General features: G+C 59.0%; 22 protein-coding genes. 1 reads left to right on the top strand and 21 read right to left on the bottom strand.

From position 1 onward, the window contains the following. Window positions 1–5: 5 nt before the first annotated feature. The 6 genes from phnK to phnF are packed head-to-tail and all read right to left on the bottom strand — an operon-like array spanning window position 6 to window position 4,408. Window positions 6–767: a phosphonate C-P lyase system protein PhnK gene (gene phnK, locus PW844_RS06100; RefSeq protein WP_084875754.1), complete on the bottom strand. Its 762-nt coding sequence runs from the start codon at window positions 765–767 to the stop codon at window positions 6–8. Beyond that, the gene (locus PW844_RS06095; protein ID WP_084875755.1) at window positions 757–1,605 is read right to left on the bottom strand and encodes an alpha-D-ribose 1-methylphosphonate 5-phosphate C-P-lyase PhnJ; all 849 of its coding nucleotides are present in this window, start codon (window positions 1,603–1,605) and stop codon (window positions 757–759) included. Before PW844_RS06095 ends, phnK begins: the two co-directional genes overlap by 11 nt. Beyond that, the gene (locus PW844_RS06090) at window positions 1,598–2,674 is read right to left on the bottom strand and encodes a carbon-phosphorus lyase complex subunit PhnI (RefSeq protein ID WP_299449509.1); all 1,077 of its coding nucleotides are present in this window, start codon (window positions 2,672–2,674) and stop codon (window positions 1,598–1,600) included. The genes PW844_RS06095 and PW844_RS06090 overlap by 8 nt, the downstream gene beginning before the upstream one ends. Then, entirely contained in the window at window positions 2,674–3,249 is a 576-nt protein-coding gene (gene phnH, locus PW844_RS06085) for a phosphonate C-P lyase system protein PhnH (protein ID WP_084875760.1), read from the bottom strand. Before phnH ends, PW844_RS06090 begins: the two co-directional genes overlap by 1 nt. Then, window positions 3,249–3,695, bottom strand: a complete 447-nt coding sequence (gene phnG, locus PW844_RS06080) for a phosphonate C-P lyase system protein PhnG (RefSeq protein ID WP_299449507.1) — start codon at window positions 3,693–3,695, stop codon at window positions 3,249–3,251. Before phnG ends, phnH begins: the two co-directional genes overlap by 1 nt. Next, a complete protein-coding gene (gene phnF / locus PW844_RS06075) occupies window positions 3,695–4,408 on the bottom strand; it encodes a phosphonate metabolism transcriptional regulator PhnF (RefSeq protein ID WP_299449506.1) in 714 nt (237 codons plus the stop codon). Before phnF ends, phnG begins: the two co-directional genes overlap by 1 nt. Window positions 4,409–4,720: 312 nt before the next feature. On the opposite strand from phnF, the gene PW844_RS06070 reads away from it, so the two are divergent. Beyond that, complete coding sequence (locus PW844_RS06070) at window positions 4,721–6,880, top strand: EAL domain-containing protein (RefSeq protein ID WP_299449505.1); 2,160 nt, start codon at window positions 4,721–4,723, stop codon at window positions 6,878–6,880. A gap of 84 nt (window positions 6,881–6,964) precedes the next feature. Here the strand turns inward: PW844_RS06070 and PW844_RS06065 are convergent, their stop codons facing one another. From PW844_RS06065 to PW844_RS05995, 15 genes are all read right to left on the bottom strand, one after another. Then, window positions 6,965–7,807 carry an oxidoreductase gene (locus tag PW844_RS06065; protein ID WP_299449504.1) on the bottom strand — a complete coding sequence of 281 codons (843 nt, stop codon included), beginning with the start codon at window positions 7,805–7,807 and terminating at the stop codon, window positions 6,965–6,967. A gap of 104 nt (window positions 7,808–7,911) precedes the next feature. Further along, window positions 7,912–9,885 (bottom strand): hydantoinase B/oxoprolinase family protein, encoded by a 1,974-nt coding sequence (locus tag PW844_RS06060; protein WP_299449503.1) that lies wholly within the window; start codon window positions 9,883–9,885, stop codon window positions 7,912–7,914. 1 nt (window position 9,886) lies between these two features. Further along, window positions 9,887–11,935 (bottom strand): hydantoinase/oxoprolinase family protein, encoded by a 2,049-nt coding sequence (locus tag PW844_RS06055; protein ID WP_299449502.1) that lies wholly within the window; start codon window positions 11,933–11,935, stop codon window positions 9,887–9,889. Between the two features lie 15 nt (window positions 11,936–11,950). Beyond that, window positions 11,951–12,397, bottom strand: coding sequence for a GNAT family N-acetyltransferase (locus PW844_RS06050; RefSeq protein WP_299449501.1), 447 nt, complete (start codon window positions 12,395–12,397; stop codon window positions 11,951–11,953). A gap of 230 nt (window positions 12,398–12,627) precedes the next feature. Next, entirely contained in the window at window positions 12,628–13,140 is a 513-nt protein-coding gene (locus PW844_RS06045) for an Lrp/AsnC family transcriptional regulator (RefSeq protein ID WP_021182786.1), read from the bottom strand. Window positions 13,141–13,281: 141 nt separating this feature from the next. Beyond that, on the bottom strand, window positions 13,282–14,598 hold the full coding sequence (gabT, locus tag PW844_RS06040) for a 4-aminobutyrate--2-oxoglutarate transaminase (protein WP_299449499.1): 1,317 nt from the start codon (window positions 14,596–14,598) through the stop codon (window positions 13,282–13,284). A 130-nt stretch (window positions 14,599–14,728) separates the two neighbouring features. After that, window positions 14,729–15,655, bottom strand: a complete 927-nt coding sequence (locus tag PW844_RS06035) for a glyoxylate/hydroxypyruvate reductase A (protein ID WP_299449498.1) — start codon at window positions 15,653–15,655, stop codon at window positions 14,729–14,731. Next, window positions 15,655–16,503, bottom strand: coding sequence for a GNAT family N-acetyltransferase (locus PW844_RS06030; RefSeq protein ID WP_299449497.1), 849 nt, complete (start codon window positions 16,501–16,503; stop codon window positions 15,655–15,657). Before PW844_RS06030 ends, PW844_RS06035 begins: the two co-directional genes overlap by 1 nt. 10 nt (window positions 16,504–16,513) lie before the next feature. Beyond that, window positions 16,514–17,845, bottom strand: a complete 1,332-nt coding sequence (locus PW844_RS06025; RefSeq protein ID WP_299449496.1) for an FAD-binding oxidoreductase — start codon at window positions 17,843–17,845, stop codon at window positions 16,514–16,516. 72 nt (window positions 17,846–17,917) lie between these two features. Next, entirely contained in the window at window positions 17,918–19,582 is a 1,665-nt protein-coding gene (locus PW844_RS06020; protein WP_299449495.1) for an ABC transporter ATP-binding protein, read from the bottom strand. Next, window positions 19,579–20,430, bottom strand: coding sequence for an ABC transporter permease (locus tag PW844_RS06015; protein ID WP_299449494.1), 852 nt, complete (start codon window positions 20,428–20,430; stop codon window positions 19,579–19,581). The genes PW844_RS06020 and PW844_RS06015 overlap by 4 nt, the downstream gene beginning before the upstream one ends. Beyond that, window positions 20,430–21,383 (bottom strand): ABC transporter permease, encoded by a 954-nt coding sequence (locus PW844_RS06010; protein WP_299449492.1) that lies wholly within the window; start codon window positions 21,381–21,383, stop codon window positions 20,430–20,432. Before PW844_RS06010 ends, PW844_RS06015 begins: the two co-directional genes overlap by 1 nt. Window positions 21,384–21,409: 26 nt before the next feature. After that, on the bottom strand, window positions 21,410–23,014 hold the full coding sequence (locus PW844_RS06005; protein WP_299449490.1) for an ABC transporter substrate-binding protein: 1,605 nt from the start codon (window positions 23,012–23,014) through the stop codon (window positions 21,410–21,412). 148 nt (window positions 23,015–23,162) lie between these two features. Beyond that, window positions 23,163–24,440, bottom strand: a complete 1,278-nt coding sequence (locus PW844_RS06000; RefSeq protein ID WP_299449489.1) for an FAD-binding oxidoreductase — start codon at window positions 24,438–24,440, stop codon at window positions 23,163–23,165. A 17-nt stretch (window positions 24,441–24,457) separates the two neighbouring features. Further along, entirely contained in the window at window positions 24,458–25,126 is a 669-nt protein-coding gene (locus tag PW844_RS05995) for a haloacid dehalogenase type II (protein ID WP_299449488.1), read from the bottom strand. Window positions 25,127–25,141 lie beyond the last annotated feature (15 nt).

Genomic DNA, 25,141 nt, shown 5'->3' with positions numbered 1-25,141 from the left:
CGCCATTAGTTGAGCACCGAAGAGACCAGCAGTTGTGTATAAGGATGATGCGGATCGTCCAGCACCCGATCGGTGAGGCCGCTTTCCACTACCCTGCCCTGTTTCATCACCAGCAGACGATGCGCCAGCAGGCGTGCCACACCGAGATCGTGGGTGACAATCACCACCGCCAGATTGAGTTCGCGCACCAGGGTGCGCAGTAAATCCAGCAGACGCGCCTGCACCGACACATCCAACCCGCCAGTGGGTTCATCCATAAACACCAGCGAGGGCTGGGTGACGAGGTTGCGTGCAATCTGCAAACGCTGCTGCATCCCGCCGGAGAAGGTGGTCGGCAGGTCATCGATGCGACCAGCCGGGATCTCCACATCCTGCAACCAGCGCATCGCTTCGGCGCGGATATTGCCGTAATGACGCTGCCCGACCGCCATCAAACGCTCGCCGATATTGCCGCCCGCTGTCACCTGCGGACGCAGGCCATCGAGCGGATGCTGATGGACCACGCCCCATTCGGTGCGCAGCAGGCGACGTCGGTCGCTCTCGCTCAGCTGATACAGGTCCTGATTGCGATAAATAATATTGCCCTGCTGCGGCGCTAAACGCGCTGACAGGCTGCGCAGCAGCGTGGTTTTGCCGGAGCCGGATTCGCCGACGATCCCCAGCACTTCGCCGGGATAAAGTTCAAAGCTGACCTCCTCAAAGCCTTTGCCAGGCGCGTAAAGGTGAGTAAGGTTATTGACCGCAAGCAGCGGCTGTTCACTGTGCATGCTGTTGTTCCTGCTGCTGGTGGCAAAAATCGGTATCGGAGCAAACAAACATGCGCGTACCGGCGTCATCCATCACCACTTCATCGAGATAGCTGTGACGTGAACCGCACAGCGCACAAGGTTGATCCCACTGTTGTACGCTGAATGGGTGATCGTCGAAGTCGAGACTTTCCACTTTGGTATACGGCGGCAGCGCATAGATGCGTTTCTCACGCCCGGCACCAAACAATTGCAGCGCGGGCATCATATGCATCTTCGGGTTGTCGAATTTGGGGATCGGCGAGGGGTCCATCACATAGCGATCGTTGACCTTCACCGGGTAAGCGTAGGTGGTGGCGATATGGCCGTAGCGGGCGATGTCTTCATACAGTTTCACCTGCATGATGCCGTACTCTTCCAGCGCGTGCATGGTGCGGGTTTCGGTCTCACGCGGCTCGATAAAACGCAGCGGTTCCGGGATCGGCACCTGAAAAATCAGCACCTGATCTTCCTCCAGCGGCGTCTCCGGAATGCGGTGACGTGTCTGGATCAGCGTGGCATCCACGGTGCGTTCCGTGGTGGCCGCACCGCTGACACGCTGGAAGAAGCGACGGATCGACACCGCGTTGGTAGTATCGTCTGCGCCCTGGTCAATCACCTTCAGCACGTCCTGATCGCCAATGATGCTGGCGGTGATCTGAATCCCGCCGGTACCCCAGCCATAGGGCATCGGCATTTCGCGTCCGGCAAACGGCACCTGATAACCCGGGATGGCGACCGCTTTGAGGATGGCGCGGCGGATGGTGCGTTTGGTTTGCTCATCCAGATAGCCGCTGTTATAGCCGCTCAGTTCACTCATCATTCTGCTCCTGATGCTGTTGGCGCAGCCGCTTGAGCAGCTCCAGCTCCGCCTGGAAATCGACGTAGTGCGGCAACTTCAGGTGCGAGACAAAGCCCGCGGCTTCAACGTTGTCGGCGTGGGCCAGCACAAACTCTTCGTCCTGCGCCGGGCTGGTGATGCGTTCCTGGTACTCGCGGGTTTGCAGCGCGCGATCCACCAGCGCCATCGCCATCGCTTTACGCTCGGTACGGCCAAATACCAGGCCGTAACCACGGGTAAATTGCGGTGGGTTATCGTCCTGAGAGGCGAAGCCGTTGACCATCTCACATTCGGTCAGCAGGATTTCGCCAATCTCAATCTCGAAACCCAGCTCTTCCGGGCAGATGGCGACGCTGAGATAGCCAGTACGGATTTCACCGGCGAACGGGTGGTTGCGGCCATAACCACGCTGGGTCGAATAGCCCAGCGCCAGCAGAAAACCTTCATCACCGCGCACCAGCTGTTGCAGACGCGCGGCGCGCGATGCCGGAAAAGATGGCGGTTCACGGGTGATATCGCACGGCTCGCTGCCATCATCTTCCTCACGCATGGCCAGCCCTTCGGCGGTCATCATGCTGAACATATGCGGGCAATGCTGCGGCAGCACCTGGTCGTCACGTGCGGCTGACGGGGTTTCACCGTTCGCCAGCAGGGTAAAATCCAGCAGGCGGTGGCTGTAATCATAGGTTGGGCCAAGTACCTGGCCACCGGGCAGATCTTTGTACACTGCCGAAATACGACGCTCAATACGCATCGCATCGGTGTCTAACGCCAGGCTGTCCGCCAGGCGTGGCAACGTGGTGCGATAGGCGCGCAGCAGGAAAATCGCTTCGACTAAATCGCCGCTCGCCTGCTTGATCGCCAGCGCCGCCAGCTGCGGATCGTAGATGCCGCCTTCGGTCATCACGCGATCCACCGCCAGACCCAGCTGCTCTGCCAGCTGGTCACACTGTAGCTCCGCCAACGCACGATCGCCACGACGTAAATCGGCCTGTAATTGATGGGCGCTGGCTATCGCCTTTTCGCCCCCTTTCACCGCCACATACATCAGCACACCTCCACGTCAGTGGTGCGCGGCAACGCCATCATCGCTTCGCCACAGGTGAAAATCAGATCGACGCCCTGCGGGAACGGATGCGGGCGCTCACGCAGGTAATGAAGAATCGCCGCAGGCAGCTGAGGGGCGATGGCACGCGGTTCACGCAGGCCCGGACCAGACAGACGCAGCGTCAGGCCACCGTTCAGCGATGGCACTTCAATAATCAGCGTGGTGCTTTTTTCTGGTGACAGGTTGTCACCGGCAGCGAAGTGCGCCGGATCAGGGTTGGCGCTGGCATGGGTCAGGGCAAAGGGAGCATCGCGCTCGCTGACAATCGGTACGCCGGTATGGAAACGCAGGTTGCTGCGCAGGATCTCGTTATCAATCTTCTCATCCAGCCACAGGGCGCTTTCCTGATCGACCAGCGTCAGCAGCACCGCCGTTGCCGCCGGTGACAGATCGCCCCAGCCCTGGGCCAGCGGCAATGCCACCATCACGCCCGGCTCACTCATCGCTTTCAGAATGCGACGGAAAGCGCGCTGCGCATCAGCCACCGGATGGTTAAAACTTGCCAGTAATGTCATCAGTTATCTCCGCGAACCAGCGTAAAGAAATCCACTTTGGAGCTGGCGATTTCGCGTGCGCGCAGCTGACGCTGCTCTTCACGCAGGGCCGCCAGCGGGGCAATTATTTTTTCTTCGATCAGCGCCTGGGTTTCCGGCTGCTGTAATAAGGCATCGATCAAGGCGCAACGCTCGGCATGGGCTTTATCGCGTCCCAGCACATAGCTGAACCCGAGGGTGCCATCGTGCAGTTTCACCACTGCACGCGTCATCGTGGCATCGCCCATCACAAAGCGCTTGCCACTGCCCCCCATGCGCGCCTGCAAACGGGTCAGACCGGTTTCTGCCGGACGCACCCGTTCAAAGCTCGGGTTGAGTCGGAGCGGTTGCCAGTGAGCGTCAAGCTGGCTGGCTTCGCTGTGAGCCAGCACCGACATCCAGTGCTGACGGGCCGTAGGTTGTTTCATTAGTGCTCCAGGGTCAGTTCAATCATGTCGCCACGCGTCAGGCTGACGGAGTATTCCGCTACCTGGCCGTCGCTGTTTTTATTCAGGGTGCGTACGCACAGCACCGGCGACTGCAAAGCAATCTCCAGCTGCTGGCACTCTTTGGCCTGTGCACGGCGGGTGCTGATGCGGGTCTGCGCGCGGGTCAGTTGCAGGCCGGCATGCTGCTGTAAATAGTCATGCAGCGAACCGCTGTGGAACTGTTGCAGCACCGGCCACCAGCTCAGCTCAGACAGGTAATGGTTGATGACGCAGACCGGTACGCCATTAACGCGACGCAGGGTACGCAGGTGAATAACGCTGTCCCCTTCCCTGATGCCGAGGGCGCTGGCGACGTCACTACTGGCTGGACGCAGCACCGCCAGCAGACGTTCGCTGGTGGGATGGCTGCCCTGCTCCAGCAGGTTCTGAGTGAAACGGGCCTGAGCATGCAGTGGGTAGTCATACGGACGCATCAGCACCAGGATGCCGACGCCATGACGCCGTTGCAGCAGCCCTTTATTCACCAGCTCATCTACCGCACGGCGCAGCGTGTGGCGATTGACTTCGTAATGTGCCGCCAGCTGTTGTTCGGAAGGCAGGTAATCGCCGCAGCGATAGTGTTCCTGTAGCGCCTGCTCCAGTTGGGCGGCGACCGCCTGGTACACAGTGGTCGGATGTCTGGATATCTCCATCACCATCAATACCTCGCTCGCGTAAGGTTGTGGAATCGCAGCCAGAGACGCTGCGGGATGGCGACTACCTTGACGCAGGCAAATGACAACTCCGTGACGGCTCAGTGACGCACTGATGAATTTGCTTTAAGGCAGCAGGATGCGAGTGATTCAGGCGGGAATTTAATAAAAAATTTTTAACTGTTGCCTTTGTGACGCTGCTCAAAAAAATACCGGTTATTTTCACTCCATTTACGCCACCCTTGTGCAATGCAGCTTTTCAGACTTCTGCTAAGTTAAAACATGACACCTCCTTGTTACGCGAACTTTAAAATGATTAATGCAATCAAACTGTCAGACGGTTTTCGGCGCAACTTTGTGCGTGAAGTGATCCTGCCGTTAGTGGCGATTCTGGTGCTGACCTTTGCCGGTGCCGGTGCTGGCCTGTTCTGGGGCACCCGTCTGACCAATAACGAAGCCCAGGAACAGCAGCAACGAATGATTGAGGCTTCGTTTGACCAAAGTCTGACGGAACATTTGCGCCAGCTGCGCAGCCTGACGCGCTGGGCACCGCTGGCTAATCAGCTGGATTTGCCGCAGCCGGATCAGGGCTGGCTGGATGAGAATGTCGGCAACTGGCTGTATGAAATGTTCGACCATGAGCTGGTCCTGATCCTGGGGCAGGATAATCAGCTGGTTGAGGTGTGGCGTAATGGCCAGCAGGTGCCGGATCGCCAGGTGGGGCAGCAGGTGCAGGCGATGCTCGACAGTACGCTGCTGCACACCAGTGACCATTCCGCAGATCGCGCCGATTTTGTGCGTATAGGCGATCGCGCCGCCTCAGTTGCGGTGGGTGATATCAGCCGTGACTCCCGTCTGGCTGGGCGCTACCGGCTGGTGAGTGTGAAATATCTCGATGACGGTTATCTGAACCGTCTGGCGACGCGCAGCCAGCTGCGCCAGTTGCATTTCAGCGGCAGCACACCGCAACCCAATGACCGGGCGCACTATCTGCTGAACTCGCAACAAGGCGATCCGGTGGGCTATATCAGCTGGGAGCCAGACCGCCCCGGCGCGCAGATGTTGCGCACCATCGGTCCGTCCACCCTGCTTTCGGTGGTGATGATTACCCTGGTCTGTCTGTTTATGGTCCGACGTATCTGGACCTCATCACTGAATCTGTCGCAATCCCTGCTCAGGCTGGGGGCCAGCGAAGCGCAGGCGCAGCATCTGGCGTTTCATGATGTGCTCACCGGCCTGCCCAACCGGTCGCTGGTGGAGGACCGGCTCAGCCAGGCACTGGCGATGGCGGCACGCTATGACCACCGCGTGGCGTTGTTGCTGATCGATCTCGATCGTTTTAAGAATATCAATGATACCTACGGCCACCACGCGGGCGATGATTTGATTATCGAAGTCGGGCATCGGCTGACCGGTCTGGTGCGCGCCAGCGATACCGTTGGCCGCATCGGCGGAGATGAATTTATTATCGTGATGCCGGATGTGGAGAATATCGGCCAGGTGCAGACAGTAGCGAAACGCATCATCGGTGCGTTGAGTGAGCCTTACCATTTGTTCGGCAGTGAAGCCTGGATTGGAGCCAGTATCGGTCTGGCACTGGCACCAAAAGATGGGCTGGATCGCCTGGAGTTGATGCGCAAAGCGGATATCGCGTTGTATGAAGCGAAAAACGGCGGACGCGGTCAGTATCGCCAGTTTGAGCGGGCGATGGATGAATCGCTGCGCACCCGCCAGCAAATCGCTGCCGATCTGCGCCAGGCGCTGCTGCATTACGACGGTCTGGCGGTGTGGTATCAGCCGTTGATGGAGATCAGCGGCCAGCGTGTGGTGGGCCTGGAGGCGCTGTTACGCTGGCAACATCCCACACGCGGCGAGGTCGCTCCCGGGGAGTTTATTGCTATCGCAGAAGAAACCGGTTTGATCATCCCGTTGGGCGAATGGGTACTGCGCGAAGCCTGCAAAACCTCGCTACGCATGCCGCAGCTGATCGTCGCTGTTAACGTTTCTCCGGTGCAGTTCCGCGCCAGTGGCTTTGTCGAGCGGATGATTGAAATTGTCCAGTCCGAAGGGGCCGATCCGCAGCACATGGAGCTGGAGATTACCGAAGGGGTGTTGATTGAGGATGAGCATGAGGCGCGCAACAACATCATCGCGTTACGCAATGCCGGTTTCCGCATCGCACTGGATGATTTCGGCACCGGCTATTCCAGCCTGAATTACCTCAGCACCTTCCCGGTGGACAAAATCAAGATCGACCGCTCCTTCACGCAGTCATTAGGGGTGGCGCAGAATTCGGCCGCGATTATTGAATCGGTGGTACGCCTCGGCCACGCCATGGGGTTAATGGTCACCGCCGAAGGGGTGGAAACCGAAGGCCAGATGAGCGCGCTGGCCGATGCCGGCTGTAATCAGTTGCAGGGTTATCTGTTCAGCCAGGCCGTGCCGATCGAGGAAATTGAAAGGATGGTGTGATTTTCAATTGCGCGATAAATCGCGCCGCTACGGTACTTTGCACATATTTGTAGTGGCGCGATTTATCGCGCTAAATATTAAATATTATTGCGGAAAATCCGTATCAATCGACGTTTGTTTCCATGCCTCGACCTGCGCCAGCCGTTCTTTCAGCTTATTGGTCACCGCGTCATAACCCCAGGCCCCCATCACCAGATGGCGCGGTGGGGTGGCGTTTTCGGTGATGGCAATCATCGCGCTGGCGGCGCGCGCCGGATCGCCCGCCTGGGTGCCGCTATATTCGGAGGTGGCTTTCATACGCGCAGCGGCGGTTTCGGCATACTCCGGCAGCTTGCTCGGCGTCTGATGCAGTGAACGCCCTGCCCAGTCGGTACGGAACGGGCCGGGTTCGACGCAGGTGACGTGAATGCCCAGCGGGGCGGTTTCCAGCGCCAGTGAATCCGACCAGCCCTCCACCGCGTGTTTGCTGGCCGAGTAATAACCCGAGCTGGCAAACCCCATAAATCCGGCCACCGAGGTGATATTGATAATGTGCCCGCTGCGCGCCTGACGCATCGCTGGCAGGATGGCGCGAGTCAGAGCAAATAAACCAAACACGTTGGCATCAAACTGGGCACGAATTTCCTGATCCTCGCCCTCTTCTACCGAACTCTGATAACCGTATCCGGCGTTGTTGACCAGCACATCAATGGTGCCGAACGTCGCCAGCGCTTTGGCTACCGCGGCATCAATACTGGCCTGCTGCGTAACATCCAGCGCCACCGCCAGCGCATTACTGTGCCCTTCAACCAGATCCTGCACTTTCCCCGGATCGCGTGCCGTCACCACGGTGTGGAAACCGCGCGCAATCGCCTGCTGTGCCAGTTCACGACCAAAGCCGGTGGAGCAGCCGGAAATAAACCATACGGGATGTTTTGCTGTTGCCATGCTGAGACTCTCCTGAAAAGGTCAGACGCCCAATGAACCTGCCATCGGGCAAAGAGGTTAAGCATGGCAGGAAAGTCGCAACGGTTTTAGCGTGTTGTGCGTCATCAAATCATCATCGCAGGATAACGCTGGCGCAACTGGCTGAAGATGGCGTGCATCTGCGTCGCCATGCCCGTCTCTGGCTGGCTATCCGCTGCCACCGCCTTAAACACCTGATGCTTAAGAAAATGACGCCAGCCAACCGGTGCAGCCGCCAGGAAGGTGGTCAGCAACTGATAGCGTTGCGGTGTCCATATCGCTTCGAACGCGTCACGCGCCGCACCGTGATCAAAGTGTCCGGCAGCAGGCTGGCGCATGGCGTGACGCAGTTCAGCGGTCATGACCTCGTCAACCTGGTCATTAACGATCGCCACGCCATATTGCTCACGGGCCGCCGCCAGACTGACGAAGCCGCAGCGCACATCCCGCAGCACCGCCTGCACATCACGATCCACTGCCAGACCGTAGCCCCCCGCTCCCGGACCACACACCTCGATCACATCCCCAGGCAGGCAACGAATCACATCGGTGTTGCCATGTTCGAGGGTGTCGCCATCACGCAGGGTGCGGAAGTGTGACAAACCGCCCGGTGCGCCGCCGAGCACGCCCGCCGAGGCAAATACCGAACGATTACGGTTACGGGCGGTGACCAGCGTATCCGGGGCAAAAACCTCAAACACCATCTCGCTGGCTAAGCCGCCGCGATAACGTCCGGCACCGGCGCTGTCAGGCACCAGGCCATAGCGATGGAAATGGATTGGCACTTCCGCTTCGTTGATCTCAATCGGCGTGTTTTTCAGGAAGGCGGATAAACCACCGGATCCATCCGGGCCATCGTGACGTGGCGTACCGCCCGCACCACCGCCCACCGGACCAAGCGATGCCACTACGCTGCGGTTAGCTTCATCGCTGGTGCGAATATTCATGATGGAGTTGCCACCCGGCGAGTTGGCAGGCAGACGTTCGGGGATCGCCTGGGAAAATACGCCGATGGTGGCGATCTGCGACAGAGCACAGGTCAGCGAACGCATGCCCACTGCCGCCGGTGCTTCACAGTTCATCACCGTCCCCGGTGGCAGAATGGCGCGCGTCGGGCGCAGCGTCCCCGCGTTCAGCAACAGGTTACGGTCCAGCGTGGAGAGCACATAGGTAACACCCACCAGCGCCAGCGGGTGACGTTCGCGTCCACCGGTTGGCATATTCAGCGAGGAAGCCAGCTGTGGATCGCTGCCGGTGTAATCCAGCTCCAGCGTTTCCCCCTGCACCCGCAGGGTGATCGCCACCCGGCACGGGAAGCCCCCTTCACCATCCTCGTCGGCAAAGTCGGCATAGAAATATTCACCGTCGGGAATGGTGGCGATAATGCTGCGCGCCTGGCGTTCGGCGTACTCCAGCATCCCCTCGATACCTTGCAGAAAATCCACCACCCCGAAGCGGGCGATAATCTCGTGGATTTTACGCTCACCCACGTTCACCGAAGCAAGCTGGGCTTTGAAGTCGCCCCAGTTCTGCTCAGGTACACGCACGTTGAGCCGCATAATGCGCGCTACTTCTTCATTTAACTCACCGTTACGCATGATTTTTAGCGGCGGAATGCGGATGCCTTCCTGCACGATATCGGTCAGGGAACGCGACAGCGAAGCCGGGACTGCGCCGCCCACATCAGTATTGTGAATATGCCCCACCACAAAGCAGACAATTTCCCCCTGATGAAACACCGGTTTCCAGATATGGATATCCGGCGAGTGGGTTGCCACGTTGCCCGCGTAGGAGTCGTTGGTGATGCAGATATCTCCCTCGTCATAATGGTCAATCAGGGTCAGCACCGGACCGTAATCAATCCCGCTATACCAGGGCGCGCCAAAGCTGCGCGGTGAGGCAAACGCCAGCCCGTCCCGGCTGACAATCTGGCAGGAGAAATCTTCCGTCTCTTTGACAAAAGTGGAGTGCGCGGTGCGCATCAGGGTAAACGCCATCGCGTCGGCCGCTGCCGCACAATAGTTGGCGAGAATTTGCAGGTTACGTCCGTCAATCGCCATCTTAGTGCGCCTCCCGTGGAGTAATCAGTAAGTTGCCAAACTCATCCACCAATACCTGCATGTGCGGTGGCACGCAGGTGGTGCAGTCATCCTGAGCAATAATCACCGGCCCGGTCAGCTGATGTCCGGCACGCAGGCTGGCGCGCAGCACCACATCAACCTGATGTTCTGCCCCGTCGATCCACGCGCGGGTCTGTTGCGCCACGGCTACCGGCCCGCTGGCCACAGCCAGACGATTCAGCGTGGGTTTGGGGGTCGGCGAGGCGATCACCAGCCGCAGATTGATGATCTGCACTGGCGCGCTGGCATCGCAATGACCAAACAGCTGTTTATGCTGGCGATCAAAGGCATCATGTAAGGCGCTGACATTGGCCTGCGCCAGCCAGGACTCCTCCAGCATCACTTCAATTTCGAATGACTGACCGCGATAGCGCATATCGGCGCTGTAGTGCAGGGTGAACGGCATCGCGCCACCGTGCTGATCACTCAGCCAGCCACGGGCGCGCAAGCTGAGCGCTTCCGCTTCTGTCGCCAGTTTATCCGCCAGTAAGGCATCCAGATCGCTGTACAAGGTACGGATAAAATCATTGCGGATATCCGCCACCAGCCCACCCAGCGCGGACAGTACGCCTGGCGTCGGCGGCACAATCACCCCTTTCATATTCAGTTCACGCGCCAGGAAGCAGCCCATCATCGGACCGGCACCACCAAAGGCGAGAAACCAGAATTCACGCGGATCGAGGCCAAAACGCGACAGCAGGCCGCTGGTATCGCTGTACATGCTGGAAATCGCCAGTTGGATAGCGGTTTCCGCCGTCTCCTCCACCGGGATACCCAGGGTTTCCGCCAGCGGTTGCCAGGCAGCGCGTGCAGCGGCAACGTCCACCCTGACGGCGTTGTAGCCCAGATCGCCGTGGCCGATCATGCCGCAGGCGGCAAAGGCGTCGGTGGCGGTTGGTTGTGTACCGCCGCGCTGGAAGCACACCGGCCCGGGCAGGGAGCCGGCGCTATCCGGCCCCATGTGCAGCACGCCCTGATTATCGATCCACGCCAGTGACCCCCCGCCCTGCCCAACTGATGTCACCGCCACCGAGGGGATATAGATCGGGAAATCACCGATGATTTCACCATTACCCTGTGCCACCTGGCCATCGATGATCACCGCCACATCAGCACTGGTGCCGCCAATGTCGAGGCTAAGGATTTTGTCAAAGCCGCAGGCGCTGGCAAGGAAGCTGGCACCCATCACGCCAGATGCGGTGCCGGACAGCACCATCTGCACGCATTCGCTTTTCGCCTGTTCCACTCCCATCACCCCGCCGTTGGATTTGGTGATACGCGGCGGCGGTGTCACTCCCATGGTGTTCAGGGCGTGTTCAAAGGATTCGAGATAATGGATCACCATCGGTTGAACATAGGCATTAATGGTGGCGGTGATGGTGCGTTCGTATTCACGGATGATGGGCCAGATATCTGCTGAGCAGGAGGTCAGCAATTCTGGTGCCTGGTCATTGATAATCGCTTTCACCGCTGCTTCGTTGTGGCGATTGCGGTAGCTGTGCAGCAGCGCCACCACAATGCCCTGACACCCTGCCGCCCGCGCGCCAGCAATCCCCGCCAGCACGCTGTCATGATCGACATCCTGCAACACGGCACCATTACGGTCGGTACGTTCTTTGATGGCAAACACCTGGTCACGGGAAATCAGTGGCTCTGGTCGGCGTGAGAACAGGTCGTGGATATGCGGTATTTTCAGACGCGCCAGCTCCAGCACATCGCAAAAACCCTCGGTGGCGAACAGCGCCAGTTTGACACCGCGCCGCTGGATAACCGCGTTAATCCCCACCGTGGTGCCGTGGGTGAAGTAGTCGATTTGCCGTGGTGCGATGCCGTCGCGTTGTTCCAGTTGCGCCAGCCCGGTGAGAATCTCACTGCCGGGCTGATCCGGTCGCGATAACACTTTCAAGGTGTGAATCTGATTAGTCTGCTCGTTCAGGACGGCGAAATCAGTAAAGGAGCCGCCAATATCTACGCCAACGCGGTAACCCATGGTGTTTTCCCATTATCAGGAGAGCGGAAATTCCATCAGCTTGTGCGGATCCTGCACCACACGCCAGCCGAGGCGCTGGTACAGCTGATGGGCATCATTCGTCGAAAGCATCCAGCGGCGCACCGTTTGTAACTCCGGGTGCTCCCGCACACAAGTCGCCAGCCAGCTACCCAAGCCGTGGCCGCGCCAGTTTTCATCGATGATGACGTCACATAACCAGCCGAAGCGAGTGTAGTCAGTCACCAGCCGGGCAAAGCCAATTTGTTGATTTTGATGATAGAGGCCAAACGGCAGCGACCCGGCAATCGAGCGCTCGGTTTTCGCTCGCGGCTGTCCCTTTGCCCAGTACGAACGCACCGCCAGCTGATCATGAATCCAGTCTATATCGAGGCGCTGACGTTCGGTGGAGAGAGTGAAGTCATCGCGCTGCCACTGCTGAGCGGGGATGGTTAAGGCGTCCATGGCAACTCCTTGTAAAGGGGTGAATTGAGTTTAAAGGCGTCGGGGCAAGCATAACGGCTGAAGCCGGAGCCTGAACAACTAAGATAAAGGGAATTTTGTGCCGGAAAGAAATTTTATGCTGTAGGTTTCGGATCTAATGACCATGCGCGATAAATCGCGCCGCTACGACAGCGTGCTGTTATTTGTAGCGGCGCGATTTATCGCGCAAAAACACCGGGTTGCAAACGAAACTACACCCCAAACTCAACCGAATTCTGCTTCGCGATCAGCGACCTCAACGGCACGCTGCTTTTCATAATCGGCGACTTAATCACGATATAACTGAAATACTTATCGATGCCGATTTGTGCATCCAGCATCTTTTCAATCACTTCCTGGTAATGTTCAATGCTGCGGGTAATAAAACGCAGCAAATAGTCGTAACCGCCGGTGATCAGATGGCACTCCATCAGCTCATCCACATCACGCACCGCGTTTTCGAATTTCATAAAATCTTCGCGGCGATGGCCGGAGAGCGTCACTTCGGTAAACACCGTCACCGAATCGGTAATTTTGGTGAGATTGATATGCGCTTCATAGCCGGTGATAAAACCCGCCTGCTCCAGACGTTTCACCCGTTGCAGGCAGGGGCTGGGTGAAAGTCCAACGGCGTCGGCCAGGTTGACGTTGCTGATACGGCCATCTTTTTGTAGTTGCACCAGGATGTTGATATCGATGCGGTCGAGTTTCATTAAGCCGTTCATAGCACCCCTCATTGTTGACCAACTGTGCAGGTTATCCCGATGGTATATCACGCTTTAATGTGGCTGCGCCAGCACTGACGCACGCCACGATTTTCGGGAAGCCTGAGAATAATTTCAGCAATATCAATGAGGAAGCCGGATTTATCCGAGTCGGCCACTGGCGCGTGCCAGCGCGATATCAAAGATATGCAGCGCTTCTTCCAGCTGCGAATCCGTCGTCACCAGCGGTGCCAGGAAGCGGATGGTGCTGCGGTGCAGACCACATTTAATCAGCAACAATCCTTCCTGGCAGGCGCAGTCGAGGATCTTCTGCGTCATCACCGCGTCAGGGCGTTTGGTTTCGAAATCGATAATTTCTACCGCCTGCATAAAGCCGACGCCGCGCACATCGCCGATACAGGCATATTTTTCCGCCAGCTGGTGCAGATGCGCACTGAGCTTGTCACCCAATTGATTGCTGCGCGCCAGCAGGTTGTCATTTTCCAGCAGATCAAGCACCGCCAGTGCCGCCGCACAGCCAAGCGCGTTGCCGCCATAGGTGCCGCCCAGACCACCCGGTAACGGTGCATCCATCATCGCCGCTTTACCCACCACGCCGGAGATGGGCAGACCGCCACCGAGGCTTTTCGCCACCGTGATCAGGTCCGGGGTGATACCCGAATGCTGGAAGGCGAACATTTTGCCGGTACGACCAAAACCGGTCTGCACTTCATCACAAATCAGCAAAATGCCGTGCTTCTCGGTAACGTGGCGCAGTGCCTGCATAAAACTGGCACCGGCAGGCAGGAAACCGCCATCGCCCTGCACCGGTTCGATGATGATCGCGGCGACGCGTTCCGGCGCAATCTGCACCGCAAACAATTGATCCAGCGCTTGCAGGCAATCTTCATCGCTCACGCCATAAAACGCGTTCGGGAATGGCAGGCGATACACCTCGCCCGGGAACGGACCAAAATTCTGTTTGTAAGGCTGGCTCATCCCGGTCAGGGTACACCCCAGCAAGGTACGACCATGAAATGCACCGTCAAAGGCGATGATGCCAGAGCGCTGGGTATGAGCACGGGCAATTTTCACCGCATTTTCTACCGCCTCCGCGCCGCTGGTGAAAAACACGCTTTTGAACGGCTGACCATTCCCCACCAGCTGATTCAGACGCTGTGCCAGCTCGATATAGCCCGGATAGGCCACCACCTGGAAACAGGCGTGCGACACCAGGCCCAGCTGGCGGGTGACGGCATTAACCACCGCCGGATGGTTATGGCCGACATTAAGGACACCGATGCCGCCAACGAAATCGAGGTAGCGATTGCCCTCAACGTCCCACACTTCGCTGCCTTTTGCCCGCTCGATCACCAGCGGATGTGCGGTGACCACGCCACGCGGCACATGCTGCTCACGCGCGTCCAGTAACAGGCTGTTATCGGAATATGTTTGCTGTTCCGCCATGACATTCTGCATTTTTAACCCTCATCCACGTAACGTTCGGTTGGCTCAAGTATCGCAACCCATTGGTTTCTCACGCTGCCGTAATTGCCGGAGCAGCGGCATTTCCTGTTAAAATCGTCAGCCTTTCAGCAGGGAAATGCTTTCAGTATCCCCGGTTGCGATCGATAACACCGACCATCGGTTCGTCGCGTTGATAGCGACGCAGATTGTCGAGCAACGCCGCCACCGCGCTGTCGGTTTGCGTCTGGCTGGCGATGTGCGGCGTCAGCCAGATGGCCGGATGGTGCCAGAAAGGATGCCCGGCAGGCAGCGGCTCAGGATCGGTCACGTCGATCACCGCCGCACTGATCTGACCGCTCGCCAGTGCCGCCAGCAGATGATCGTCATTGAGCTGCGGCCCACGTCCTGCCTGCACCAGCGCCGCACCGTGGGGCAGCCGGGCAAAAAGTTCGGCATTGAGCAGCCCGCGCGTACTGTCGGTAAGCGGCAACAGGCATACCAGGATGTCGCTATGGGCAAGAAATTCATCCAGCTGATCGCTACCATGCCAGCAGCGCACCCCATCGATTTCGCGAGGTGTGCGGCTCCAGCCCGCGCAATTAAAACCGAGCGATACCAGCTGTTTCAACGAGGCCTGGCCGAGTTCACCCAGCCCCATCACCCCGACCCGGCGCTCCCCGGCGGTATGTATTTTGTGGGTTTGCCACTGCTGTTCACGCTGCTGCTGGAAGTAGCGCGGCATATCGCGATGCAGTCCCAGCACGGCAAAAGTGACGTACTCCACCATGCCCTGGGTCAGGCCGGGTTCAATCATGCGCACCACCGGCAGATCCGGCGGCAGCGTGCTGAGGTCAAACTGGTCAGCACCCGCGCCTACCGACAGCAGCGCTTGCAGGTTTGGAAAGGTCGCCAGCACATCTTCCGGTGGCTGCCAGGCAATCAGCACCTCCACCTGCGCGGCATCGCCGATCTCTGGCCAGATATGCAGCCGGATATCCGGCGCATGCTGCGCCAGCCAGCGTTGCCAGTGCGCCCCGCGCACCGGGTCCGATTTATAAACGATGTGCATCAGGCCATCGCCTGGGTCATCAACCCGAACGCCTGCATCTCACCGACCTGCGGTGACCACGGCGTTCCCCGTATCATGGTGGTAGGAGCATCGACCTGATCCAGTCCCAGCGTAACCAGCCAGGCGGCCAGCGGCTGTGCACCATCGGTATCGATGCGGACAAATTCGCCGCCCAGCCCCTGCATCAGCGCGGCCACCAGCGCCTGAGCCACCGGAAGGCTTTGCGCAATCACCGGGCCAATCGCCCAGCCATGACCAAAACGCCGCAGGCTGGCAAAACCGTGGATACGCTGTTGCGCGTCCTGCAACATCACCGTCTGGCTATTGGTAATCAGCTGGTTGAGCAAACGCGGACGCCACATGCCATGCGCCTGGTGATCCAGTTCGGTCAGCAAATCCGCATCCGCCGGGTTGGCGTTACGCAGCGTCATCCCGGTCGGGATAGCCACCTGCGGTACCGCTGCCAGCGCACGCGTCTGGTGCTGCTGGATATGGCCGGTAACGTTGAAACCGAGCTTCGCATACAGCCCTTTGCCCATTTCCGTCGCGTGCAGGCGTACGTTGCAGCCAGGAAATTTCTCCAGCAACGCCAGCATCAGCTGTTTGCCGACACCGCGCCCCTGGAACTGGTCATTGACGATCACCAGCCCGATGGTGGCGGACTGCTCCCCCCAGCGCCAGCCGATGGCGCTGCCGAGGTAAGCACCGTCCTCCTCGGCCACCACGCCTTCGCCCAGTTGTTGCGCCTGCAACCAGTCTTCGCGCCGGTGCGGCCACTTCAGGTGTTGCGTCATGGCAAAACCCTGTTCAATGTCGTCCGCCGTCATCGCGCGTAGTGTGATACTCATGTTGTGCTCCTTACATCATGCCTGGTGCGTCGAGGCCACTGCCATCAACCAGACGGGAATAACGATATGGGGTCGGATCCACCACCGGCGTGCCATCGGTCGCCAGATCGGCGGCCAGCCGCCCGGCCCCCGGACCAATACCAAAACCGTGTGCGCTGTACCCGGCTGAGATCACCAGTCCCGGTAGTTTCGCCACGGTGGAGATCACCGGAATGGCATCGGGGGTGCTGTCGATCATGCCGCCCCAGGATTGCGCCAGCTTAAGATTGGCCAGCGCCGGATACTCTTTGCGCATCGCCGCCAGCCCTTCTTCCACTATGCTGGCATCCGCTGCCGGGTCGAGAATACGTACCCGTTCAAACGGCGACTGGCGATCAAACTCCCAGCTGCCCAGCGCTTCCGGGCCAGAAAAGAACGGTCTGATGCCAGGATTGAATTTAAGGTTTTTGCGGCGGCTTTTGAAGGTCGGATAGAACTGGCGTGCGTAGCGAATGCCCTGCGCACCCGGTTCAAGACGACCGCGACCGGACACCGAGACGGTATAGCTGCCGTCAATCTGCGGGCGGCAGGCAAAGCCGGGGGTGTACAGCGGCATCGCAATCGCCTGCTCGATCGGCTGGGTGCGGAAGGCAGTGCCGATCACATTGCCAAGTGGCAGATCGATGCCGTGTCGGCGGCAGAACATCGATGTCCAGGCCCCGGCGGCGCAAATCACCCGGCTGGTTTTGATCAGGCCACGCTCGGTCCACACGCCGCAGACCCGGCCTGCCGCAATGTCCAGGCCACGTACCGCGCATTGCTGGAACACCCGCGCGCCAAGACGCTGCGCACCGATCACCAGCCCAGCGGAAGCCAGTCGTGGCTCGGCATGGCCATCAGTGGGTGAGGACACCCCTCCGAGCCAGGGGGTGGTGCTGCCAGGCGTCATCGCTTTGGCCTGCTCCGCGTTGAGCATGTCGCTGCGTACCCCGTAGTTTTTGGCCATCCGTCCCCATTTTTCCCAGGCCGCGATGTCTTCTTCGTTACGCGTCGCATACACCAGGCCGCTGCGGCGGAAGCCCAGTTCTTCGCCGGTGGCCGCATTGAGTTCACCCCAGCGCTGGAGCGCATAGATAATCAGTGGCAGTTCGCGCTCGTCGCGGTTCTGCTGGCGACACCAGCCCCAGTTACGGCTCGACTGTTCCGCGCCCACCAGCCCTTTTTCCACCAACACCACTTTTAACCCCTGCTGGGCCAGCTCCCAGGTGGCGGCAGAGCCGGCGATACCGCCACCTATCACCACCACATCGGCGGACTCAGGGAAATCAGCACTGTCCTGTACATAACGAATCGGCGCAGGCATAACGTTGCTACCTCGATATTCTGTTGTTTTGACGTTGGTCGGCATGAATGCCGACCTGGGAATGGCGACACACTATTCCGCCTTCAACACTTCTTCATGCTCGTCGAGCCAGCCCTGACGCAGCTCCGGCACGGCACGTTTCAGGCGTTCGAAATACAACTCACTGGTGGGTTTATCGTAATCCGCTCGGGCGATCTGGGTGACAATGCGGCCGCTTTTCATCACCACGATATCGTCGCAAACGGCGCGCACCGCGTGCATGTCGTGGCTGATAAACAGCACAGACAGCCCCAGCTCACGCCGCAGTTCGCTGATCAGATCCAGCACCGCCGCCGCCACTACGGTGTCGAGCGCCGAGGTGACTTCATCACACAGGATCAGATCCGGCTCGGCGGCCAGCGCCCGTGCAAGGTTAACGCGCTGTTTTTGCCCACCGGAGAGCGCCCACGGACGCCGCCATAACACGCTGCGCGGCAGTTTGACCAGGTCGAGCAACTGATGCAGCCGCTGTTCGCGTGCCGCCCCACTCAGGCCGTGAAATAAGGCCAGCGGCCGTGACAGGATGCGTTCAACGCTGTGCGCCGGATTCAGCGCGGTGTCCGCCATCTGAAAGACATACTGGATACGGCGCAACTCGTTATCGGGCCGCTTGTGCATGTCACCGTTGATGTAATGACCGTTGAATAACAGATGTCCCTGGCTCGGCGCATTCAGCCCGGCTATGGCGTGCGCCAGCGTGGTTTTACCGGATCCAGATTCGCCAATAATGCCGATCGCCTGGCCTTTCCACAGTTTCAGATTGATGTCTTCGAGGATGCGGATTTTGGGCTGACCATCGCTGCCGCGTGGACCATAGCCGGCACAGAGATCGCGCACTTCCAGCAAAGGCTGCATCTCTGCCGTGGCACAACTCCAGCTGCTGGGCCGCTCGGTCTGACGTGCGGCATCCATCAGCAACTGGGTATATTCCGCCTGCGGGTCGCCGATCAGGCGTTCGGTCGTGCCGTATTCCGCTATCTGGCCGCGCAGCAGCACCAGAATGCGGTCGGCCATTTGCGCCACCACCGCCAAATCGTGGCTGACGTAGATTGCCGTGACGCCGCGCTGCGCCACCACGCGGCGAAACGCCTTCAGTACCTCCACCTGGGTGGTCACATCCAGCGCGGTGGTGGGTTCATCCAGAATCACCACATCCGGATCGCCAATCAGCGCCATTGCCGTCATTAAACGCTGTAACTGGCCGCCGGATACCTGATGCGGAAAGCGATCACCGATGGTGTCCGGATTGGGCAACGCCAGTTCACGAAACAGTGCGATAGCCTTCTCTTTCGCCGCTTTGCGTTTCATGCTGCCGTGGATCACCACCGGCTCGATCACCTGATCGAGGATACGCATACCGGGGTTAAACGACGCCGCCGCGCTCTGCGCGATATAGGCGACCTTGTTACCACGAAACTCGCGCAGCTGGGCAGGCGACAGGCTGCGGACATCAGTGCCAGCCACATGGATCATGCCATCCGCGATACGACAGCCATGACGCGCATAGCCCATCAGTGCCATGGCGATGGTGGTTTTGCCGGAGCCGGATTCACCAATCAGCGCCAGCACTTCTCCCTTCTGCACGGTAAAACGAATGTCGGAAACCAGTGAGATCTCTTCGCCTTTGTCGGTCTGCGCAGTGACGCGCAGATTCTCGACGGCGATCACCGGCATCGCGGTGTGCGGTGTCACGTTCATGCTCCCTCCTTCGCAAAACTAAGCGGACGCATCGCCTGCAAGCTGTCGATAAACAGGTTGGCACCAATGGTCAGGCTGGCTATCGCCACCGCAGGCATCAGCACCGCAGGTGAACCATCAAACAGGCCCTGGATGTTTTCACGTACCAGCGTGCCCCAGTCGGCATACGGCGGTTGTACGCCGAGACCAAGGAAACTCAGGCCGCTGAGCAGCAACACGATGTAGACAAAACGCAGACCAAAATCGGTCAGCATCGGGTGCACCATATTCGGCAGGATGTCATGAATGGCGATGTACCAGCGGCTTTCACCGCGCAGCTTCGAAGCGCGTACGTAGTCCATATTGCGCAGGCTGCTCGCCATGGCAAACGCGATACGAAAGGCACCCGGCCAGTAGGTGAAGATTGCGGTGAGAATCAGCATCGGCAGGGAAGAACCGAACACCGCCACAATCATCAGCGACAGCACTTTGCCGGGCAGCACCAGCAGCGCATCATTGACGCGTCCCAGCAGTTCCTCCAGCCAGCGCCCGGTGACGGCCGCCAGCAATGCCAGCAGCGTACCAATCAGGCTGGCCCCGATCGCCGCGCTCAGCGCCAGACCAATGGAGAACTTCGCGCCATACAGAATGCGGCTGAGGATGTCACGGCCAAGATAATCCGTACCCAGCCAGTTATCTGCGGTAAAGCCGCCCAGCATCGGGCCGCCGCCAATATCTTCGACGCTGTGCGGAGCCAGCTGCGTACCGAACAATGCCATAAACACCCAGAACAGCGAGATCAGCAGGCCAAAACGACCGGAGATCGATAGCGACTGAAAAAAGCGCCAGGGAAGTAGCAAGCTATTCATCAGCTCCTCCATTTCGGGTTAAAGGCGATGGTGAGGATGTCGGCTGCCAGCAACAACAGCAGGTAGCAGGCGGCAAACAGCATGACGCAAAATTGCACCACCGGTAGATCGCGGTTGCTGACCGCATCCACCAGCGCACTGGCGAGACCCGGGTAGCTGAAGATGGTTTCGATGATGATCACGCCACCAAACAGATACGACAGGCTGAGCGAGATGGAGTTAGCAATCGGCCCGACGGCATTAGGCAACGCATGACGCAAAACTGCGCGCAGCGGCGAGACGCCTTTTAAACGCGCCATTTCCAGATAGGGGCTGTCGAGCTGATTGATAATGGCAGCACGCGTCATGCGCGCCATTTGCGCCACCAGCACGCAGCATAGCGTCAGCACCGGCAACGCATAGGATTTCAGGTAACTGAGCAGGCTCATATCCGGGCTGCCGAATGACATTGCCGATACCCAATGCAGTTTCACCGCGAAAATCAGCACCGCCACCGTTGCCACCAGAAATTCCGGTACCGCCACCGTCGCCATGGTGCTGACCACAAGGAATCGGTCAATCATTGAACCCCGGTTCATCGCCGCCGCAATGCCGATCACCAGTGCCAGCGGTACGCAGATCAGCGTGGTGATCGCCGCCAGTTCGAAAGTGGCCGGAATGCGTTGCGCCACCAGCTGCGCCACCGGTAAATGGCTGGCGAACGAGATGCCAAAGTCGCCATGCAGCATGCCACCCAGCCAGCTGAAATAACGCACCAGCAGCGGCTGATCCAGCCCGAGCTGCTGGCGTAACGCCGCCACCGTTTCCGGTGTGGCGTTTTGCCCCAGAATCATCTGCGCCGCATCACCGGGCAGCAGGCTGGTGATAAAAAACACCACCGCCGAGACGATAAGTAAAGTCAGGACGCCCGCGCCTGCGCGCCGGGCAATCAGGAACATCATGTATCGGTTCATCGGCGTACTCCTCTCAGGGTTAGTGATCAGGCAGAGAGCCAGGCAAACTCATGGAAGCGATAACCCATCATCATGCCTGATGGCCACGCCTCCACCCCTTTCACCTTCTTGTTGTAACCATCGGTGGAGCTGATGAAGGTGGGGATGATGGTGCCGCAGTGGTCGTAAATCAGCGTCTGCATATCGCCGTACATCTGCTTGCGTTTCGCCTGATCGCGCTCACCCCTTGCCGCCACCACCAGCTGGTCAAACTGATCATTTTTCCAGCCGGATTCATTGTTCGACGCGGTGGAGAGATAGAATTGAGAGAACAGCATATCCAGTGTCGGACGCGGGTTGATGGAGCCGTAGCCGACCGGATCTTTGGTCCAGTGCGTTGACCAGTAGCCGTCATACGGCACGCGACGCACCTTGAAATTCACCCCGGTATTGCGCGCCACCTGCTGAATCAGCTGGCCCCCCTCCACAGCCCCTTCGATGTTCGGTGTGGTGATGATTTCCACGTTGGCCCCGACCATGCCGGCTTTTTTGAAGTGGAATTTGGCTTTTTCCACATCCATCGGACGCGGCTTCAGGTCCGCGTTGTACAGCGGATGCCAGGGCGGTACAGGCGTGTCATTACTCACGTCGCCATATCCCTGCAACACGGTTTTCACCAGCATTTCGCGCGGTTGCAGATACTTCATCCCCAGCACGAAATCTTCGTTGCTGCCGGGCTTCATGTCGGTGCGCACGATCAGGTTGGTGTACATGCCGGATTTACTCTCCAGCACGCCGAAATCACTGGTGGCTTTGATACGTTTGCAATCGGCAGCGCTGAGGGTGGAGATGATATGCAGGTCACCCGACATCAGCGCATTGACGCGCGCGGCCTGGTCGGTCACGCCCAGCAGTTCCACCTCGTCGAGATGTGGTAAATCGGGTTTGAAGTAGTTGGGATTCTTCACGCCCACGGTACGCACGCCGGGGCTGAATTCTTTCAGTTTGAACGGCCCGGTGCCGATGCCTTTGCTGAAATCTTTGGTACCATCCTGCACGATCAGGAACGGTGCCGCCGCCAGCATATAAGGAACGTCAAAGTTAGCCTGGCTCAGCACCAGCTGCACTTCGTTATCATTGACGGCGGTGAAGGTTTTAAATTGATCGGCCAATTTGAAGGCGTTGGAAGCGACCGCTGGATCTTTGTGGCGGCTCAGGGAATAAATCACATCTTTGGCGGTGAGCGGTTTGCCATCGTGGAAGGTCACGCCCTTGCGCAGTTTGATTTGCCAGGTAATGCCATCACTGGATGCCACCGATTCCGCCAGCCCCGGCTGAATTTGCAGGTTTTTGTCCAGTTCAGTCAGACCGCTGTAGACCATAAACTGACGGGTGTAGTCGCCGCTGTTGTTGCCTTTGGCGGGATCGAGCGTATCGGTGGCTGAGGCGTTGGCCATCGCCGCGCGCAGCTTACCGCCTTTGATCGGCGTTTCCGCCGCAAAACCCATTTCCGGAAAACCGATCAGGCCGGTGCTCATCACCGCACCGGCGGACAACAACTTCATCAGGCTGCGACGGGACAGTGACCCTTCGGTCAATGCACGCGTCAGAGCCGGATTCACAGCGTCAGATTCTTTCTTAAATTTACTCATCTGCACACCCTCAATATGAAATGTTGTTTGCTTTGATAATCGTTACTGACACCCTGCGCCTTGCCGTTTTGCGCAATAAATTGCGCCGCTACAGACCGCACCCCGCCGTAGCTGCGCGATTTATCGCGCGAACAGGCGCAGGAGATGATCAGGAGAGCCGGTCCTTAGCTTTGTAATACAAGCCCGCGAGAGGCAAAAACCACGGTTTGCCGTGGTAACCGGGCAACGCAGGCCAGGCCTCTCGCTGCCACGGGTTATCATTGCGTTTTTCGGCCAGCACATCGGCCATCACCCGCCCCATCCAGGTTGACATCTGGGTGCCATGCCCGCTGTAGCCGAGGGAATAGAACACGCCGTCGTGCTCACCGGCACGCGGCAGCCGGTCGGCGGTCATATCGACCATGCCGCCCCAGCAGTAATCAATGCCGGCCTTGCCCAGCTGCGGGAACAGCGCGGTCATCGCCGCCCGTAACACCTCGCCGCTGCGCGAGTCTGACGTCGGATTGCTGACGGCAAAGCGGGCGCGGCCGCCAAACACCAGACGACGGTCGGCAGTGGTACGGAAGTAGTTACCGATATTCAGCGAGGTGACGTAGGTACGATCCTGCGGCAGGATCTGGCGCAGCAACTCATCGCCCAGCGGTTCTGTCACCACAATAAAACTGCCCACCGGCACGATGCGGCGCTGGAACCACGGAAATGGCCCTTCGTTTGAAACACCGGTGGCCATCAACACCTTGTCGGCCACGATTTCGCCCTGCGTGGTGGTGATACGGTGGCGATAGCCGTTCAGACGGGTTAGCCCGGTAACCGCGTGATGCGGGAAAATCTTCGCCCCGCTGCGAGCAGCCGCTTCTGCCAGTCCGACACCAAATTTCCCCATATGCATCTGACCGCCACGCTTTTGCAGCAGGCCACCGTGAAAGGCATCGCTACCCACTTCACGCCGTATGTCATCTTTGCTAATCAGCTCGATCTCCGGGTCCACGGTATCGCGCATCAGTTGCCAGGCGCTGCGCAAGCCGGGGAAGTGCGTGGCCTTGCTGGCGAGTTTCAGTTTGCCGCACAGGCGGAAGTCGCAATCGATCTGCTCGTCATGCACCAGCTGCTCGACATAGCTCACTGCCCCATCGAAAGCACGATAGAAGCGGCTGGCCTGTTCCAGCCCCTGGCTGGCAACCAGTGCGGCAAAGTTTTGTGAGACACCGGTATTGCAGTGGCCGCCGTTGCGCGCCGAGGCCTGGCTCATGATGTCGCCACTTTCCAGCAGCACCACATCGATGCCGCTCCGTGCCAGGTTGAGCGCTGCCGAGACGCCGGTAAAACCACCGCCAATAACCACCACGCTGGCCGTGGCGGGCAGCGCACCCGTGGCTGCGCCGGTAAATTGCGGGGCGGTGGCCTGCCAGAAAGATTCGAGTTTCATTGCGCTGCCCTCCGGGCTTAGAGTCCGACCACAGCGGGCAGACCGCCGATATCTTTGATCTCGGTGTAGCCGTAAGCCGGGTTGGCAGGATCGTGACCACGATTGACCCACACCTTGTTGGTGATCCCCATGTCATGGCAGGTCATCAGGTCATAACGCAGACTGGAGGAAACATGCAGAATTTCGTCCGGGCGGCAGTCAAGTTTTTCCAGCATGTATTCAAAGCCTTTCATCTGCGGCTTGTATGCGCCGACCTCTTCTGCGGTGATCGCCATGTGGATCGGCGCACCGAGACGCGGAATATGATGTGGCAGCAGGTCTTTCATCGAGTTGGAGAGCAGCACCAGCGGGAATTCTTGCGCCACTTTCGCCAGGCCAGCAGGCACATCCGCATGCGGACCCCAGGTGGCGCAGTCGGTGTAGATAAAGTCGCTGTCGGCCTTGTCCCACTGCACGCCCCACTTGTTACAGGCGCGTTGCAGCGCGTGACTCACCACGTCGTAATAGGGTTTCCATGCGCCCAGCACTTCATCCATACGGTAGCGGGCGAAATCGGTGGTGAACGCCCGCATCGCTTCCGGTGCCACGCGATCGTTGAAGCAGCGTTCCGCCGCTCCTGCCATATCGAAGTTGATCAGGGTGCCGTAGCAATCAAAGGTGATGTATTTCGGTTTAAACAGTGCCATGACGCGACCTCGTCG

This window comes from Pantoea sp. (assembly GCF_028283705.1).
Taxonomy (GTDB): domain Bacteria; phylum Pseudomonadota; class Gammaproteobacteria; order Enterobacterales; family Enterobacteriaceae; genus Pantoea.
This window is presented reverse-complemented; position numbering and strand designations above follow the sequence as displayed.